11 protein-coding genes and 3 rRNA genes are annotated in these 16,510 nt (G+C 57.6%); 6 read left to right on the forward strand and 8 right to left on the reverse strand.

Annotated features, from left to right (window positions below):
* Positions 1–98 precede the first annotated feature (98 nt).
* From ACR3YK_RS04045 to ACR3YK_RS04060, 4 genes are all read right to left on the reverse strand, one after another.
* Positions 99–1,556: an SPFH domain-containing protein gene (locus ACR3YK_RS04045; RefSeq protein ID WP_486175945.1), complete on the reverse strand. Its 1,458-nt coding sequence runs from the start codon at positions 1,554–1,556 to the stop codon at positions 99–101.
* 46 nt (positions 1,557–1,602) lie between these two features.
* Positions 1,603–1,761, reverse strand: coding sequence for a hypothetical protein (locus ACR3YK_RS04050; RefSeq protein WP_486175946.1), 159 nt, complete (start codon positions 1,759–1,761; stop codon positions 1,603–1,605).
* Between the two features lie 209 nt (positions 1,762–1,970).
* A complete protein-coding gene (gene cynS, locus ACR3YK_RS04055; RefSeq protein ID WP_486175947.1) occupies positions 1,971–2,408 on the reverse strand; it encodes a cyanase in 438 nt (145 codons plus the stop codon).
* On the reverse strand, positions 2,401–2,778 hold the full coding sequence (locus ACR3YK_RS04060) for a cupin domain-containing protein (RefSeq protein WP_486175948.1): 378 nt from the start codon (positions 2,776–2,778) through the stop codon (positions 2,401–2,403). The genes cynS and ACR3YK_RS04060 overlap by 8 nt, the downstream gene beginning before the upstream one ends.
* A gap of 216 nt (positions 2,779–2,994) precedes the next feature.
* Between ACR3YK_RS04060 and ACR3YK_RS04065 the strand changes: the two genes are divergently transcribed.
* From ACR3YK_RS04065 to ACR3YK_RS04090, 6 genes are all read left to right on the forward strand, one after another.
* Entirely contained in the window at positions 2,995–3,783 is a 789-nt protein-coding gene (locus ACR3YK_RS04065; RefSeq protein ID WP_486175949.1) for a helix-turn-helix domain-containing protein, read from the forward strand.
* Between the two features lie 182 nt (positions 3,784–3,965).
* Complete coding sequence (locus tag ACR3YK_RS04070) at positions 3,966–4,895, forward strand: carbohydrate ABC transporter permease (protein WP_486175950.1); 930 nt, start codon at positions 3,966–3,968, stop codon at positions 4,893–4,895.
* Entirely contained in the window at positions 4,892–5,731 is an 840-nt protein-coding gene (locus tag ACR3YK_RS04075; protein ID WP_486175951.1) for a carbohydrate ABC transporter permease, read from the forward strand. The genes ACR3YK_RS04070 and ACR3YK_RS04075 overlap by 4 nt, the downstream gene beginning before the upstream one ends.
* 48 nt (positions 5,732–5,779) lie before the next feature.
* The gene (locus tag ACR3YK_RS04080) at positions 5,780–7,093 is read left to right on the forward strand and encodes an extracellular solute-binding protein (RefSeq protein WP_486175952.1); all 1,314 of its coding nucleotides are present in this window, start codon (positions 5,780–5,782) and stop codon (positions 7,091–7,093) included.
* 91 nt (positions 7,094–7,184) lie between these two features.
* On the forward strand, positions 7,185–8,489 hold the full coding sequence (locus ACR3YK_RS04085; RefSeq protein WP_486175953.1) for a sulfatase family protein: 1,305 nt from the start codon (positions 7,185–7,187) through the stop codon (positions 8,487–8,489).
* Positions 8,490–8,498: 9 nt separating this feature from the next.
* Positions 8,499–9,425, forward strand: coding sequence for a LysR family transcriptional regulator (locus ACR3YK_RS04090; RefSeq protein ID WP_486175954.1), 927 nt, complete (start codon positions 8,499–8,501; stop codon positions 9,423–9,425).
* A 94-nt stretch (positions 9,426–9,519) separates the two neighbouring features.
* Here ACR3YK_RS04090 and rrf read toward each other — a convergent pair.
* The 4 genes from rrf to ACR3YK_RS04110 form a co-directional block, all read right to left on the reverse strand.
* Positions 9,520–9,636: ribosomal RNA gene (gene rrf, locus ACR3YK_RS04095) — 5S ribosomal RNA — on the reverse strand.
* 177 nt (positions 9,637–9,813) lie between these two features.
* Positions 9,814–12,934: ribosomal RNA gene (locus ACR3YK_RS04100) — 23S ribosomal RNA — on the reverse strand.
* Positions 12,935–13,451: 517 nt separating this feature from the next.
* Positions 13,452–14,987 (reverse strand): 16S ribosomal RNA (locus ACR3YK_RS04105).
* Together the 16S, 23S and 5S rRNA genes form the textbook arrangement of a ribosomal RNA operon.
* A gap of 727 nt (positions 14,988–15,714) precedes the next feature.
* Positions 15,715–16,497, reverse strand: a complete 783-nt coding sequence (locus ACR3YK_RS04110; protein WP_486175955.1) for a DUF427 domain-containing protein — start codon at positions 16,495–16,497, stop codon at positions 15,715–15,717.
* Positions 16,498–16,510: the final 13 nt, after the last annotated feature.

Below are 16,510 nucleotides of genomic sequence, written 5' to 3' on the forward strand. Positions count from 1 at the left end.
TGGGCACGCGCCCCCGTCGCCCCTAACGACAAAAACAACAATGGCCGGGAATCCGTGAGGATGCCCGGCCATTGCCGTTCTAGTTGAGGTGCGAAACGCTACTCCGCGGTGTCACCTTCGGTCGCGGCCGGAGCCGACTGAGGTGCTGCATTCGCGACGGTGTTTGCTGCCTGCGCGAGCGTGGCGCCGAGAGTGCTGTCGTTCGACTCTCCACGAGCGGCTTCACCAACGGCCTGACCAACGGTGCGACCCTGGATGATCGACGCGAGGTCAAGGCCGGTTGCAGCCTTGATCGACTCGAACGTTCCACGCAGAGCAACAGCACTTTCGGTTCCGACGGTGTCTCCACCGCTGGCTCCGCTGCCGCCGATAACGGTGACAGAACCGATCTGGCCGTAACCCTTGGCCCACTGCTCCATAACCTGCGGCAGGGTTTCGAGGGCGCGCTGAGCGAGAAGCGCATCTTGATGCTTGGCGAGAGCCGCGGCCTCAGCTTCAATGCTGGCAGCCTTTGCTTCACCCGCAAGGCGAGTGGCATCCGCTTCGGCAGCGGCGCGAACGCGTACAGCTTCCGCTTCGACGGCCGCGATCTGAGCCTGCGCTTCGGCACCCTTGACGAGACGGTAAGCGTCGGAGTCGGCATCCTTCTGCGCCTTGTACAGGTTGGCGTCAGCGACACGCTTCACGTCAGCGTCGAGCTCCGCCTGACGGTTCTCAGCACGCTGCTGCAGAACGCCCTGTTCGGCACGGGCGCGCGCGAGAGCTTCGGCCTGCTCGGCTTCAGCGTTAGCCTTACCGACCTCGGCCTTGGAGTCTGCGGTGTTCTTGTCGAGCGCAGTCTGCTCGATCAGGTTCGCCTCGGCAACGGTGATGTTGCGCTTAGAGATTTCACGGTTCGCGTCAGCAGTAGCCAACTCGGCCTCGCGACGCTTCGACTCAATCTGCGGGGTACCGAGCGACTGGATGTAACCCACCTTGTCGCCGATGCCCTTGATCTGGAACGAGTCAAGAATGAGGCCCTGCTCGGCAAGCTCAGTTGAGACATCCGTTGCGATCTGGTCAGAGAACTTCTTGCGCTCACGCATGAGCTCCACCACGGAGAGCGTCGCAACAACACCACGAAGGGCACCCTCGAGCTGCTCTGTTGTGAACTGCTCGATGGCCTCATCTTGCGAGGCGAAACGTTCAGCGGCACGGCGCACGAGATTCGCATCCGACCCGATTTTCACAATCGCAACCGCCTCAACCTGCAACGTCACGTTGTCAGCCGACTGGGCTTCAGCCGTCATCGACACCTGACGCGAACGAAGAGAGATCGTCTCGTAGCGTTGGGTAATCGGGTTGACGAGTGCTTTGCCGTTGACAATGACCGTAACGGCGGAGTCCTTACCCGAGGAGTCCTTTTGCGAACGCCCCGAAACGACGAGAGCCTCGTCGGCGCGAGCGACCTTGAACCAGGCGCGAGCGATCAACAACATGACCAAGAAAAGTACAACAAGAACGACCACCCCGATTCCGATGAGGAGGACGAGTCCGCCAGTGGCGAAGATTTCCATGTATGCACCTTTCAAAAAATGAGCGATCTCTCCCCATTGTCCTTGGTTAGAGGCCGCGCATCCACCCTTCAAAGCCATCCGCCGTGATTGGCAGTGCTTCGGAGAGAACTTCGTGGCCGGTCGGGGTGACCATCACGTTGTCTTCGATGCGCACGCCGAGGCCGAAGGCGATGTAACGACGGCAATGCTGACACTGGGGGCTCAACGCTTCATCAACCGAAACGGGGGAGCATGCCCCAGTCGCGCCGTCCCGTCGCGATCACTCTGAAAGCGGCGGGAGGAAAGTCCCCGAAGACTTTGCCGGGGCCAGCGGCTGCGAGTCAAGCGCCATGCGCGCGTAGCAGCCGGAGGCACCCTGCAACACGCGTCGGGCGCACGCGACGGCGTCATTAAAGCGTACTCACGAAGGCACAGCTACCACTGGTAAGAGAGGAACTTGCCTTCGATGACTACTTGCACGCGATCGCCGTCGGTATTCGCTATCCGCCTCAGTCTCACATTGCAGTTGATGGCGCTCATGATCCCGTCACCGAACTCCTCGTGAATGAGTTCCTTGATCGCGGGGCCGTACACCTGCAACAACTCGTAGAAACGGTAAATGGTCGGGTCGCTCGCTATCGAGTCGTCCGCGATCCGATACGGCTGACGTTGAAACGCCGCCATCACCTCGTCCGAGAGTTCAAGCTGGTCAGCGATCGCCTGCGCGTCCGCCGCCGGAATGGGGTGAAATCCGAGGATGGCTGCCGTCGCCCACACCGGGTCACGCCCGAGGGAGTCCGCTAGCTGTTGCCAGCTCATCCCTTTGGCGATCCGTTGAAGATTGGCGAGCTCCCCTGCCTCTTGCTTATTCACCGGCAGCGGTGCTCTCGTAGTAGTCGTTTCCGCGCGAGAACTCGACGAAGGTGCAGTCAACGTCTCCTACTGCCCAGGCGTCGTGTTGCGGCGGCAGCAGCATGGCATCGCCCGCGTTGAATTCGACGTATGTTCCGTCTTCCATCTCGACGCCCAAGGTCCCCGCGATGACGAGCGCAACGTGCGGTAATTCGCAGAGCAGTGTGCCCGCATAGTCCTTGAGGTCTTCTGACCATTTTGCACCGACATGGAAAGTGATCTGAGTCACGTCGACACCATTGAGCGTCGCGGTTCGCTTCGCGATACGTCCATGGACGTCGGGTTCAAGCTCGGAGAGAGTGGCTTTTTGCATTGCGGGGAAATAGGTCATGTTGTTCTCGCTTTCATGTTGATTCCCCAGTCCACTCCCTAGCGACCTCGAAATACAAGGAAAAATGCGCAGCCCTTCCCGCAAAATGCGCAGTTGCGGCGTAGGGTAACTCCCCCGTCACACGAGCGCAAAGGAGGCGAAATCTCGACACCGTACGTTAACAACAATGCTTGGCGGCACCCCCGTCGTTCAGCCAAGAGGAGGGAAGCCGTTGACGTGAACGTGCTTTCACTCGCCGAGCCCCACCGCGCCGATGACTATGCGCTCGTGAAGTCAGTGGTCGAAACCGCGCCTCAACCCTTGTGGGTCATCGGCGCTGAAGGGCAAGTAGTTTTGGCGAACGGTGCAGCATCCAGGCTGCTGGGCTATCGTGACTCCGATGAACTCACCGGTCTGCCGAGTCATTCAACGCTGCATCGCTACCACCCGGATGGTTCCCCCTACGCTGCGGACGATTGCCCCATCATCCACCACCGTGCCAGTAACGTCAGTCGCGCTCCCGAACTATTCATGGGCAAGAGCGGTCAAATTGTGCCTGTTTTCTGGTCGACACAAACCCTGAGCGTGCCCGGCACATCACTGCTGTCCTTTACCGCCAGCGAACAGTGGGGTGAATCAATTCACCACCATGCCGCGAGAGAACGCAATGCCCTCGAAGCGACTGGCATGCGCTGGGGAATTACACCGACACGATCGGCAATCCGCGACCGACTGCGGCAGAGCATCCGTGAACTATTCGCTGACCCAGATTTTAATCCCGCCCAGCTTGCTTCAACCAACCACATCTCGATCCGCACTCTCCAGACCATTTTCGCTACGGTAGGCAGTTCTCCGAGCGCCGAGATTCGGGCCGTTCGGCTCGCTTTTGCCCGCCAGCTACTCGAAGACGGATACACCGTGACTCGCGCCGCGTTCGACAGCGGTTTCCGCGATCCAGGCTCATTCGCTCGCGCTTTTCGGCGGCACTTTGGCTGCACCCCCTCGCAGTTCGTTCATTTGAACTGACTGGCTTCACCACCGCAGCCGATCAGCGACGAAGCCGCGACGCCGCACCGCACACCATCGCACCCCATCCGTCAGACGGATAGCAGCCTTCTGAACTACGTGTTGGACAGATACTCCCGGTGCGCCCTAGCGTGGGCTGTGCGGCGCTTCGATGGCCGCCCCGACACGATGGAGTATCGAGAATGGCCGCAACCATTGACGCCACGAGAACGAAGGTTCCGCGCACGCTGAGGCGCAAAGGTTCTCGCCCTCAATCGCTCTTCGCGATCGGAGCGCTTGCCCCGTTCGTTATCTTCGGCGCCATCTTTGCCGCCTATCCGCTTGCGCAAGTCGTTCGCATGTCGCTCTCCGAGGTTTCAATCCGCGGCGGCGTCTTCGAGTGGGCGTGGCTTGGATTAGCGAACTATGGTGCCGTTCTCACAGACCCGCACGGTCTGCGCTCGCTGGGAAACACCGTCGTCTTTGTCGCCGCAACGGTCGTTCTCTCCCTGATCGTCGGTTTAGTTCTGGCCCTGTTGGTCGACCGGGCTGTGACACTCTTGCCACTCGCCCGCAACATGTTGATTTGGCCTGCGGTCATCGCTCCCGTCGTCGTCAGCCTCATGTGGTTGCTACTCCTCAGCCCCACGGCAGGCGGACTCAATAAGCTTCTCTACACCCTCGGGCTCCCCACCCAAGGCTGGATTGGGCAAGAGTCAACCGCAATGGCAGCCGTCATTGTCGTGGATGTTTGGCACTGGACTCCTGTCGTCTTCCTTTTTCTCTACACCGCCCTCAAGAGCATCGATGGGGCAACCCTTGAGGCAGCCCGCGTGGACGGCGCCAACGAGTGGCGCATCGTTCAGCATGTTGTTCTCCCCGCATTGCGACCTGCAATTGCGGCCGTAGTCGTGGTGCGGGTGATCATGGGCGTCAAAGCCTTCGATGAGATGTACCTCCTCACCTCGGGTGGCCCCAATTTCGCTACGACGCTGGTAACCCAACACATCAAGACACTGTTCTTCGACAGCCTGCAGTTTGGCGAAGCGTCGGCGTTCTCGCTTGTTGTCGTTATCCTCACAGCCCTCGTGCTCGGCGCAGTGCTGTTCACCCGATCGAAGGTCGAAAAATGAGCGACGCCCAGACCACCGGAGCCAAGCGCAACCTCGGGGTAGAGATCAGCCTCGGCGTGATTCTCGTGCTCAGCATTATCCCGATCGCTTTCACTACGCTGCTGGCTTTCTTACCCAATCGCGCCATCGTGTCATCCAGCTGGGACTTCCCCTTCTGGCTCGGCAACTTCGAGAAGGTCTTTGCCGACGGAGTCTTTATCGCTCAGATCGGCAACAGCCTGCTGATTGTTCTCGGAACCGTCGCGATTTGCCTCGTCATCGGCACGCTCTCCGGTTACTCGCTTAGCCGCCTCAAGCCACCTCGCTGGATCACGATTCCTGCATTGGTAATCGCCGGCTTCATTCCTCTCATTCCGCCGATGACACTAGTGCCCGGTCTCTACATTCTGCTTTCCGAGCTTGGTGTTCTCGGCGGCGTCGGCGGGCTGATCCTCGTCAACGCTTTCCTCAATCTTCCGTTCGCGGTATTGCTGATGTCGTCTTACTTCTCCACCATTCCTGAAGAACTGCGCGAAGCAGCCCTCATGGACGGCGCAAGCGAACTGACGGTACTCGTCAAAGTCATGCTGCCGGTTGTACGACCCGGCATCGCAGCGGTCGGCGTTTTCACCGCGATCATGGCGTGGAATGAGTTTCAGATGGGTCTCACCCTCACGTCAGGTGGAGCGACTGCACCGGTTACCGTCGGCATCGCCGGCCTGTTGCAGCCGTTCGCCGTGACCTGGGGCGAGCTCTCCGCCGCTGGAACGCTCGCCGCCATCCCGATCATCATCATGTCCATTTTCGCGAACCGACAAATCGTCGCTGGGCTCACCGCCGGCGCCATCAAAGGCTAAACGGGCCCGACCTGTTTAGTTTCCGCTCACAGCAAGGAGTACATGTTCATGAAGAAAGCATTCATCGCCATCGGCAGCGTTGCCGCGATGAGCATCGCCCTCACCGGATGCTCCGGCAGCGGCACGGGAGGGGCGCTCGGTTCGGGCGACAGCCTCGTTGTCATCACCAGCCAAGCACCGTGGAACCCGGCCTATGACGCCGTCGTCAAAGCCTATGAGGAAGAGACGGGAAACAACGTCGACCTGCGACCGTTCCCCAACCCCGATGTCAAAACTCAGGTTCTCAATGACGCCCAGAGTGGCAATCACACCTTCGATGTTTACCAAGTCAACGAGGTCGACCTGGCTCAGCTGAACGACTCCGGCATTCTTATGCCGTTTGATGAAGCTAAGCCCGGCTACACCCTCGACCCCGAAATCTTCACCTACAACAACATCACTAACTGGGATTCAGAGAGCCGCAGCTTCTCTGCGGACGGCGAGATCACGAGCCTCCCGCTCATGGGAAACCTTCAAATCTTGCTGTACCGCACCGACATCTACGACGACTTGGGCCTCAGCGCCCCTGCTACGTGGGATGACACCATCTCCAACGCCCAGTCAATCGTGGATGCTGGCGCTGCACGCTACGGCTACATCCAGCGCTATCAGGGAGTCCCCGGTGCTCCCGCAGTCTCCTACGACTTCGCCGGAATCCTGCACGGAGTTGGCGGCAGTTTCTTCGTTGACGAGGGCAGCGACTGGACGCCTGCGTTCAACACTCCTGAGGCGCTCGAGGCCGCGCGCGACTTCCGCGAACTTGCCAAGCTTGGCCCGGCAGATCCCAAGGCAGTGGGACAAGCAGAAGCGATCGCAGCCATGCAGGGTGGCGATGCTGCTCAGCTAGACGTGGTTGCGGCGGCCGCCAGCAGCATGAACGATGAGTCCAGCTCTAACGTTGTGGGCAAGGTCGGCTACGCACCACTCCCCGGCGGACACTCGGCAACTGGCCTGTGGAACCTCGCTATCCCGGCGGATCTCCCCGAAGACCGTCGCGAACTCGCCGTTGACTTCATCGACTGGGTCACTTCCGAACACGGCATGGAAATCTTCGCCGAAAACGGTGGAATTCCTACTCGCGACGACGCGTACGATGCCGCCGGGCTGAGCGCGGAAACAAGTGCCTACCTCGACGTGGTCCGTGAGTCAGCCCCGGATGCTGTAGGCCCGTTCCGCTTCACCTTCATCACCGAGTTCCTCACGGTCTCCGAACCGATCATCGCCGCCATTGCCGCTGGGGATGTCACCCCAGAAGAAGGGATGGCACAGATGCAGGAACAGGTCACTCAGGTCGTCAAGGACGCCGGTTACCCGATGGGTTAGTCGTTCTCTCTCAGTGCGGGGCACCGGGATCACCTCCGCGGCCCCGCACTGAGCGCCACACCCTGTTTGCTCCCACATGAAAGTTGTCACGATGGACTCCCAGCCAGATATCGTCCTTATCCACTGCCACGACCTTGGAGACTGGCTCTCCTGCTACGGAATGCCGTCAGTACCGAGTCCCAACCTCGAAACATTTGCAGGCTCCGGCGTCATCTTCGACACAGCATTCGCAACAGCTCCGCTGTGCACGCCGGCCCGATCATCCATCTTCACGGGGCGCCTTCCGCACCAAAATGGTCTAATGGGGCTTACGCACGCCGGCTGGCAATACAAGCCTGGGGTCTCAACTCTGCCCGAGTTGCTCCGCCGCGAGGGCTACCACAGTGCACTCATCGGCCTCCAACATGAAGATTTTGATGCCCGCGTGCTCGGCTATGACGAGGTCCACGGGCTCGGGTTCTTGCCTCGCGCTATGGAAGTCGCTCGCCGCGTCGACTGGTGGTACGACCAACCTCGTGACGACACTCCCACATTGTTGACCATCGGAATTTGGGAAGTCCACCGCCCGTGGCCCGCCGAGGACTACGACTATGCAGACCCTGCTACCGTCGACGTGCCGCCCTATCTCCCCGATAACGCCGAGACTCGCGCTGATATCGCCGCTTTCCACGGGGCGATCCGTCAAATGGATGAAGCGGTCGGCCAGATCATTGATCGCATCAACGCGTCGCCGAAGGGCCGCGAAACTCTGATCATCTTCACGACAGATCATGGCGTCGCCTTCCCGCGCGCCAAGAGCACTCTTTATGACTCTGGCGTCAAGGTCGCGTTCATTGTGCGCCCACCGGAATCGTTTGGCATAGCACCTGGACGTCGCGAGCAGGTTGTCAGTCACCTCGACATCGTGCCCACCCTCGTGACAGTCGCGGGCGGTACGCCGTCGGAAGAACTCGAGGGCGAGAGTATTCTGGCTCGACTCGATGGTACGGATGATGCATCAACCGACGACCGCGAGCTGCTGCTGGAAAAGAGCTTCCACGATCGCTACGATCCCATCCGCGCTATTCGTACTCCGAGCGCAAAGTACATTCGCAACTTTGAGCAGGGCGTTCGCGTACCGCTTCCGCTCGATCTGGAAGAGAGCTCGACCCGAGCGGGGATGGGCGATTGGCCAAATGAGCCACGCCCCTCAGAGGAACTCTATGATCTCGCTCAGGATCCCTCAGAGCTCACCAACGTCATCGATGACCCGCTGTACACAGAGCTGCGGGCAGACCTCGCTGCACGCCTCGAGCACCGCATGCGAGCGACCTTCGATCCCCTTCTTGCCGGCCCCATCCCCGCACCACCGCTACCGAAACGCGCTACAGATGAGCGGATGACGCTAGGTCGCTAAGGTTGCAGCATGGAACTCGTCTGGTGCAGATCGTTTCTCGCCGTGCACGAGCAGGGCGGGTTCACTGCGGCCTCACGCACCCTTCACCGTTCGCAATCACGAATTAGCGCGCACGTCGCTTCGCTGGAAGCCGAGCTCGGTGCTCAGCTATTCCACCGGGATGTTCACCCGCCAACGCTCACGGCCGCTGGCCAAGCATTCTTGCCGCACGCCCGCGCCACGGTCGCTGAGTGGCAGTCCGCGGTGGCGGCTGTCGCGGCAGGACAGGGACTTGTTCGCGGCGACGTCGCTGTCGGCAGTGTCCCCAGCGTCAGTGCCATGCTTATTGCGCCCCTCATCGCAACGTTCTCGCGAACACATCCTGAAGTTCGATTTGAGGTGCACGAAGGAGCTAATAGCTGGCTTGATGAGGCGCTCGCCCACCGCACTATCGAACTCGGAATCAGCCCGATGGAGAAGACACCCCGGTTAGGGATCACCCAGCGACCGCTGCTCACCGACCGCTTTCACGCCGTTGTGCCTTTCGATCATCCGGCTGCCTCGACCGGATACCTGGAGCTGGCAGAGCTGTCGGGTTGCGCAGTAATCACAACCGGTGAGGCGGGACTCAACGCCCATGTCGGTGTCGAGTTTCGCGAAGTGCTTGAGAGCGTCGCTATCGATTACGAGCGAAGTCTTGCGGTTACGCAGCCGACCACGGTTTTCTCTTTTGTCCGCGCTGGACTAGGGATCGGGCTACTGGGCGCTCTCGCAACGAGGATCGTGCGCGACAACAGCTCAGTCGTCGTGCCGGTCCACGCCGAGAATGCGTCTCGGCAGATAGGCCTCAGGTGGGCGAATACGCGTCACTTGTCGCCGGCAGCGGAGGCATTTGCCTCCGCACTCGAAGAGCTTGTGCGCAACGAAATCGCCGCAGGTCGCCTCGAAGCGCCGTAGCGTTCTCCAACCTAGCGGTGGCGAAACTTAACACACCCGTGGGTCGTTAACGCAAGAAAGCCACACCCGAGGGTGTGGCTTTCTCACAATTTAAGTCCGGCGGTGTCCTACTCTCCCACAAGGTCCCCCTTGCAGTACCATCGGCGCAGAGAGTCTTAGCTTCCGGGTTCGGAATGTAACCGGGCGTTTCCCTCTCGCTATGGCCGCCGAAACACTATTGATTTATGTATCAGTCTGGGCCAGTTCACATCACAGAGCATTCCACCGAAGTGGGTGCTCAGCAGTGTGTGCTGGGCGCAGTTCCCGACCGTAAATCGGGAACCACAAAGTGGACGCGAGAATTCTTCTCAGTCACCATTCACATCCGAAGATGTCAGTGAGGTGGGGTGTTATCAATTTGTCGACATATTAGTACTGGTCAGCTCCACAGGTCGTTAGTCCCTGCTTCCACATCCAGCCTATCAACGCAGTAGTCTAGCTGCGAGTCTCTCAGCCTAAAAGGCCATGGAAATCTCATCTTGAAGCTGGCTTCCCGCTTAGATGCTTTCAGCGGTTATCCATTCCGAACGTAGCTAATCAGCGGTGCTCCTGGCGGAACAACTGACACACCAGAGGTTCGTCCATCCCGGTCCTCTCGTACTAGGGATAGATCTTCTCAAATTTCCTGCGCGCGCAGAGGATAGGGACCGAACTGTCTCACGACGTTCTAAACCCAGCTCGCGTACCGCTTTAATGGGCGAACAGCCCAACCCTTGGGACCTACTCCAGCCCCAGGATGCGACGAGCCGACATCGAGGTGCCAAACCATGCCGTCGATATGGACTCTTGGGCAAGATCAGCCTGTTATCCCCGAGGTACCTTTTATCCGTTGAGCGACAGCGCTTCCACAAGCCACTGCCGGATCACTAGTCCCGACTTTCGTCCCTGCTCGACTTGTCAGTCTCACAGTCAAGCTCCCTTGTGCACTTACACTCGACACCTGATTACCAACCAGGTTGAGGGAACCTTTGGGCGCCTCCGTTACTTTTTGGGAGGCAACCGCCCCAGTTAAACTACCCACCATGCACTGTCCCTGAACCGGATCACGGTCCGAAGTTAGATATCCAATATGACCAGAGTGGTATTTCAACAATGACTCCACCTGAACTAGCGTCCAAGCTTCACAGTCTCCCACCTATCCTACACAGGCCACACCGAACACCAATACAAAGCTATAGTAAAGGTCACGGGGTCTTTCCGTCCTTCTGCGCGTAACGAGCATCTTTACTCGTAGTGCAATTTCGCCGAGTTCGCGGTTGAGACAGCTGGGAAGTCGTTACGCCATTCGTGCAGGTCGGAACTTACCCGACAAGGAATTTCGCTACCTTAGGATGGTTATAGTTACCACCGCCGTTTACTGGGGCTTAAATTCACAGCTTCGCCTTACGGCTAACCGTTCCTCTTAACCTTCCAGCACCGGGCAGGCGTCAGTCCGTATACATCGTCTTGCGACTTAGCACGGACCTGTGTTTTTAGTAAACAGTCGCTTCCCACTGGTCTCTGCGGCCCTGCAGCGCTCCCGGAGCAAGTCCGTTCACGCCTTAGGCCCCCCTTATCCCGAAGTTACGGGGGCATTTTGCCGAGTTCCTTAACCACGATTCTCTCGATCTCCTTAGTATTCTCTACCTGATCACCTGAGTCGGTTTGGGGTACGGGTAACTTGAACCTCGCGTCGATGCTTTTCTTGGCAGCATAGGATCACTGATTTCGTCCGTGAGGACTACCCATCGAGTCTCAGCCGTCATGAGAGACGGATTTGCCTATCTCTCGGCCTACATTCTTAGACCGGGACAACCATCGCCCGGCTCAGCTACCTTCCTGCGTCACACCTGTTAATACGCTAACCGCACCAGCATAGGGTCGTACGCTAGGCCTTGACTCTCACCCCGAAGGGATCGATATCAAGGATTCAGATACTTAGCATTACTGGATTAGTTGGGGCGGTTCTTCGTCAGTACGGGAATATCAACCCGTTGTCCATCGACTACGCCTGTCGGCCTCGCCTTAGGTCCCGACTTACCCAGGGCGGATTAGCCTGGCCCTGGAACCCTTGATCATTCGGAGGACGGGTTTCTCGCCCGTCTTTCGCTACTCATGCCTGCATTCTCACTCGTGTAGGCTCCACGGCTGGTTTACACCGCCGCTTCACTGCCCACACGACGCTCTCCTACCACTCCGTACGGCTGAACCACGAAGGCTTACCTAAAATACGAAATCTACAACTTCGGTGGTGTGCTTGAGCCCCGTTACATTGTCGGCGCGGAATCACTTGACCAGTGAGCTATTACGCACTCTTTCAAGGGTGGCTGCTTCTAAGCCAACCTCCTGGTTGTCTATGCAACTCCACATCCTTTCCCACTTAGCACACGCTTGGGGACCTTAGTTGGTAGTCTGGGTTGTTTCCCTCTCGACGATGAAGCTTATCCCCCACCGTCTCACTGCTGCGCTCTGACTTACCGGCATTCGGAGTTTGGCTAACGTCAGTAACCTTTTGGGGCCCATCAGCTATCCAGTAGCTCTACCTCCGGCAAGAAACACGTAACGCTGCACCTAAATGCATTTCGGAGAGAACCAGCTATCACGAAGTTTGATTGGCCTTTCACCCCTATCCACAGCTCATCCCCTCAGTTTTCAACCTAAGTGGGTTCGGTCCTCCACGCGCTCTTACACGCGCTTCAACCTGGCCATGGATAGATCACTTCGCTTCGGGTCTAGAACCAGCGACTATTTCGCCCTATTAAGACTCGCTTTCGCTACGGCTGCCCCACACGGGTTAACCTCGCCACTGATCACTAACTCGCAGGCTCATTCTTCAAAAGGCACGCTGTCACAGCTACTAAGGCTGCTCCAACGGTTTGTAAGCAAACGGTTTCAGGTACTATTTCACTCCCCTCCCGGGGTACTTTTCACCTTTCCCTCACGGTACTTGTCCGCTATCGGTCATCTGGAAGTATTTAGGCTTATCAGGTGGTCCTGACAGATTCACACGGGATTTCTCGGGCCCCGTGCTACTTGGGATACTCTTCGGACCATTGACACATTTCGACTACCGGGCTGGCACCGTCTATGGCTGGGCTTTCAATCCCATTCGTCTATATATCGTTGTAATCCTTGCTGTACGGCAGTAACAGCTGAAAAGTCCCACTACCCCGACCATGCAACGCCTGCCGGCTATCACACATGATCGGTTTGGCCTGATCCGGTTTCGCTCGCCACTACTAACGGAATCACGGTTGTTTTCTCTTCCTGTGGGTACTGAGATGTTTCACTTCCCCACGTTCCCTCTACCCGCCCTATATATTCAGGCGGGAGTCACTGAGTCGTCTTGCAACGCCCAGCGGGGTTTCCCCATTCGGAAATCCTCGGATCACAGCTCTATTATCAGCTCCCCGAGGCTTATCGCAGATTTATACGTCCTTCTTCGGCTCCAGATGCCAAGGCATCCACCGTTTGCTCTTAGAAAATTGATATCACATGAGTATAAGAATCGATCGCAACACCTTTCGATGTTGAGATTGACCAATGAGTGACCCAACAACTAAAAGTTGTTGGATGTCATCGTTTTGTTCTTGTGACTCGACCTTTCGGTCGAATCTAAGATGCTCGCGTCCACTGTGTAGTTCTCAAAATACGGGCGGTATCCTCCACCATCCCCAACCAAAGTCAGAAACAGCACCAGGATCCATCAGACCCAAACACTCTTACGAGTGCCCCGGCCCTAAGGTACGAACACGAATCCAAAAGATCCGTAGCCCGGTCCCTCAGGACCCAACAACGTGCACAGACCAGCACCCCTGAAACCTCCCGTTCCAACCAGCAAGCTGGCGTACTAAAGAAACAACAGTTCCTCTGATCACAATGTCAATGTTCCACCCATGAGCGCCGTCCAACCCGAACAGGCTGGTACGACTCATGCAACATAAATTCGGTCATCCTTGACTCTGTGTATACCGCAGAGACGACAACCGAGTTGCACATGCTCCTTAGAAAGGAGGTGATCCAGCCGCACCTTCCGGTACGGCTACCTTGTTACGACTTAGTCCTAATCACCAATCCCACCTTCGACAGCTCCCTCCTTGCGGTTGGGCCACTGGCTTCGGGTGTTACCGACTTTCATGACTTGACGGGCGGTGTGTACAAGGCCCGGGAACGTATTCACCGCAGCGTTGCTGATCTGCGATTACTAGCGACTCCGACTTCATGAGGTCGAGTTGCAGACCTCAATCCGAACTGAGACCGACTTTTTGGGATTCGCTCCACCTCGCGGTATTGCAGCCCTTTGTATCGGCCATTGTAGCATGCGTGAAGCCCAAGACATAAGGGGCATGATGATTTGACGTCATCCCCACCTTCCTCCGAGTTGACCCCGGCAGTCTCCTTTGAGTTCCCACCATGACGTGCTGGCAACAAAGAACGAGGGTTGCGCTCGTTGCGGGACTTAACCCAACATCTCACGACACGAGCTGACGACAACCATGCACCACCTGTTTACGAGTGTCCAAAGAGTGAACTATTTCTAGCCCGTTCTCGTATATGTCAAGTCTTGGTAAGGTTCTTCGCGTTGCATCGAATTAATCCGCATGCTCCGCCGCTTGTGCGGGCCCCCGTCAATTCCTTTGAGTTTTAGCCTTGCGGCCGTACTCCCCAGGCGGGGAACTTAATGCGTTAGCTGCGACACAGAAACCGTGGAATGGCCCCTACATCTAGTTCCCAACGTTTACGGCATGGACTACCAGGGTATCTAATCCTGTTCGCTCCCCATGCTTTCGCTCCTCAGCGTCAGTTACGGCCCAGAGATCTGCCTTCGCCATCGGTGTTCCTCCTGATATCTGCGCATTCCACCGCTACACCAGGAATTCCAATCTCCCCTACCGCACTCTAGTCTGCCCGTACCCACTGCAGGCTGGGGGTTGAGCCCCCAGTTTTCACAGCAGACGCGACAAACCGCCTACGAGCTCTTTACGCCCAATAATTCCGGATAACGCTTGCACCCTACGTATTACCGCGGCTGCTGGCACGTAGTTAGCCGGTGCTTTTTCTGCAGGTACCGTCATGATGTGACAAGCACATCGCTTCTTCCCTACTAAAAGAGGTTTACAACCCGAAGGCCGTCATCCCTCACGCGGCGTTGCTGCATCAGGCTTGCGCCCATTGTGCAATATTCCCCACTGCTGCCTCCCGTAGGAGTCTGGACCGTGTCTCAGTTCCAGTGTGGCCGGTCACCCTCTCAGGCCGGCTACCCGTCGTAGGCTTGGTGAGCCATTACCTCACCAACTACCTGATAGGCCGCGAGTCCATCCTTGACCGAAATTCTTTCCAGCTCCTCACCATGCGGCGGAAGCTCGTATCCGGTATTAGACGTCGTTTCCAACGCTTATTCCAGAGTCAAGGGCAGGTTACTCACGTGTTACTCACCCGTTCGCCACTAATCCACCAGAGCAAGCTCCGGCTTCATCGTTCGACTTGCATGTGTTAAGCACGCCGCCAGCGTTCATCCTGAGCCAGGATCAAACTCTCCATAAATGTTTGATTGAACGGCTACAAGTAACCGAACACATCTTGCGTCACCCGCATCCGGAATAGGATGTCGAGGCGACAAGTTTGAAACTGACAGAACAAATCAATACTGACTTGCTTTGTTGTTTATATCTTTTCCAAAGGAATCCGCTGCACTCACAATCACGACCCGAATGGGACGATCCTGATAAGCACAGTCGGGTTTTTGGCATTTGACATTGTGCACGCTGTTGAGTTCTCAAGGATCGGACGCTCCTGACCTCCACCGAAAACGGCTTCACCCCAGGGCTTACAAACCTGTGTTGGCAACCTTCACATAACTGCGAAAGGCAACCTGTCTAACTTACCAGCTTCAGCCTGCATGTCAAACCAGCAATCCCGGACCGAAACAGCCCGAAACAACCAACCGACACACGCATAAAGCGGGTACTCATCCTAAGATCTGAAGTCGGATCCTAATGAAAGGAATTCCGCTGTTTGACTCGACCACAACTGGGAAGTTGTGGAGGATGCTGGCCCCCACTTGAGGCCGGAAACCTAGCAGTAGAACTGCCCGGGACTTCCGCACCTTTGGGGTGACAAGAGGAAACATTACGTGCATTTTCGCCCCCTCGCCAACACCGCTCGCATCCCGGGCGTGTCGCGAAAATGAGGCCGCGGAAATGCCCCGGTTTTGATGCCCAAAAGTGCACCCGGTAACCCGGCGGGAGGGATGCAGGAGCGACGGTCGCCCCTAGCTCGCGGGCGTGGACGGGAAGAAGTGCGTCTTGGCTTGCGCGAGCTCAACACCGTCGATGAAGATGTCGACCTTCTCGTTGTAGAACGCGACCAGGCCAGTGATGGGAAGCAACTGGCGAGTGGGGAACGAATACGACCACGCCAGATCGTCGTGAACCGTGTCGCCCACCTTCACTGACCAGTAATCGGTAGTGGTTCCCTTATAGGGACATTCCGTCACGGTGTCGTTGGGCACGAGGTGCTCGAAGTTCACATCGGTGCGGTTGAGGTAGTACCGCGTTGGCAGCCCAGTCTCGTAAACCATGACAGGGGACGACGACTCGGCAAGAACGGCCCCGTCGAGCTCAACACGCACCGTGCGCGTGGAGCGAATAGCGTCCACGCGAGCGTACGGGCTACGCGGGTGCACGAAGATTTGCTCGTCTTCTTCGAACCAGGAGTCAAGCGCATCCCAATCAAAACGCACCATGCCAGCGAGACCAGGAAGGGAATCATCCGAAAACAGCTTGGCAGCGGACGACTGCTCTCGTTCGCCCGACTTGAGACCGAGCCGCATATAGGTACCGCGCGACTCGTGCTTCTCCTGCTCTTCATCGACAAGCACGTCATCATTCACGTCGTCGATAGGAATGTAGTACTGCGGATACGGCGCCCACTCCCACACATAGATCGCCTGTGTGGTGTCAAAGAGAAGTTCGCCAGCAAAGTACCCACGAATGCGACGCGGAACAGGCTGAATGAAGTTCTTCTCGGTGATCATTGCTGGGTAGTCGTTCATCAGCGCTCTCTTT

It is taken from the genome of Salinibacterium sp. 10G20-15 (assembly GCF_057365065.1).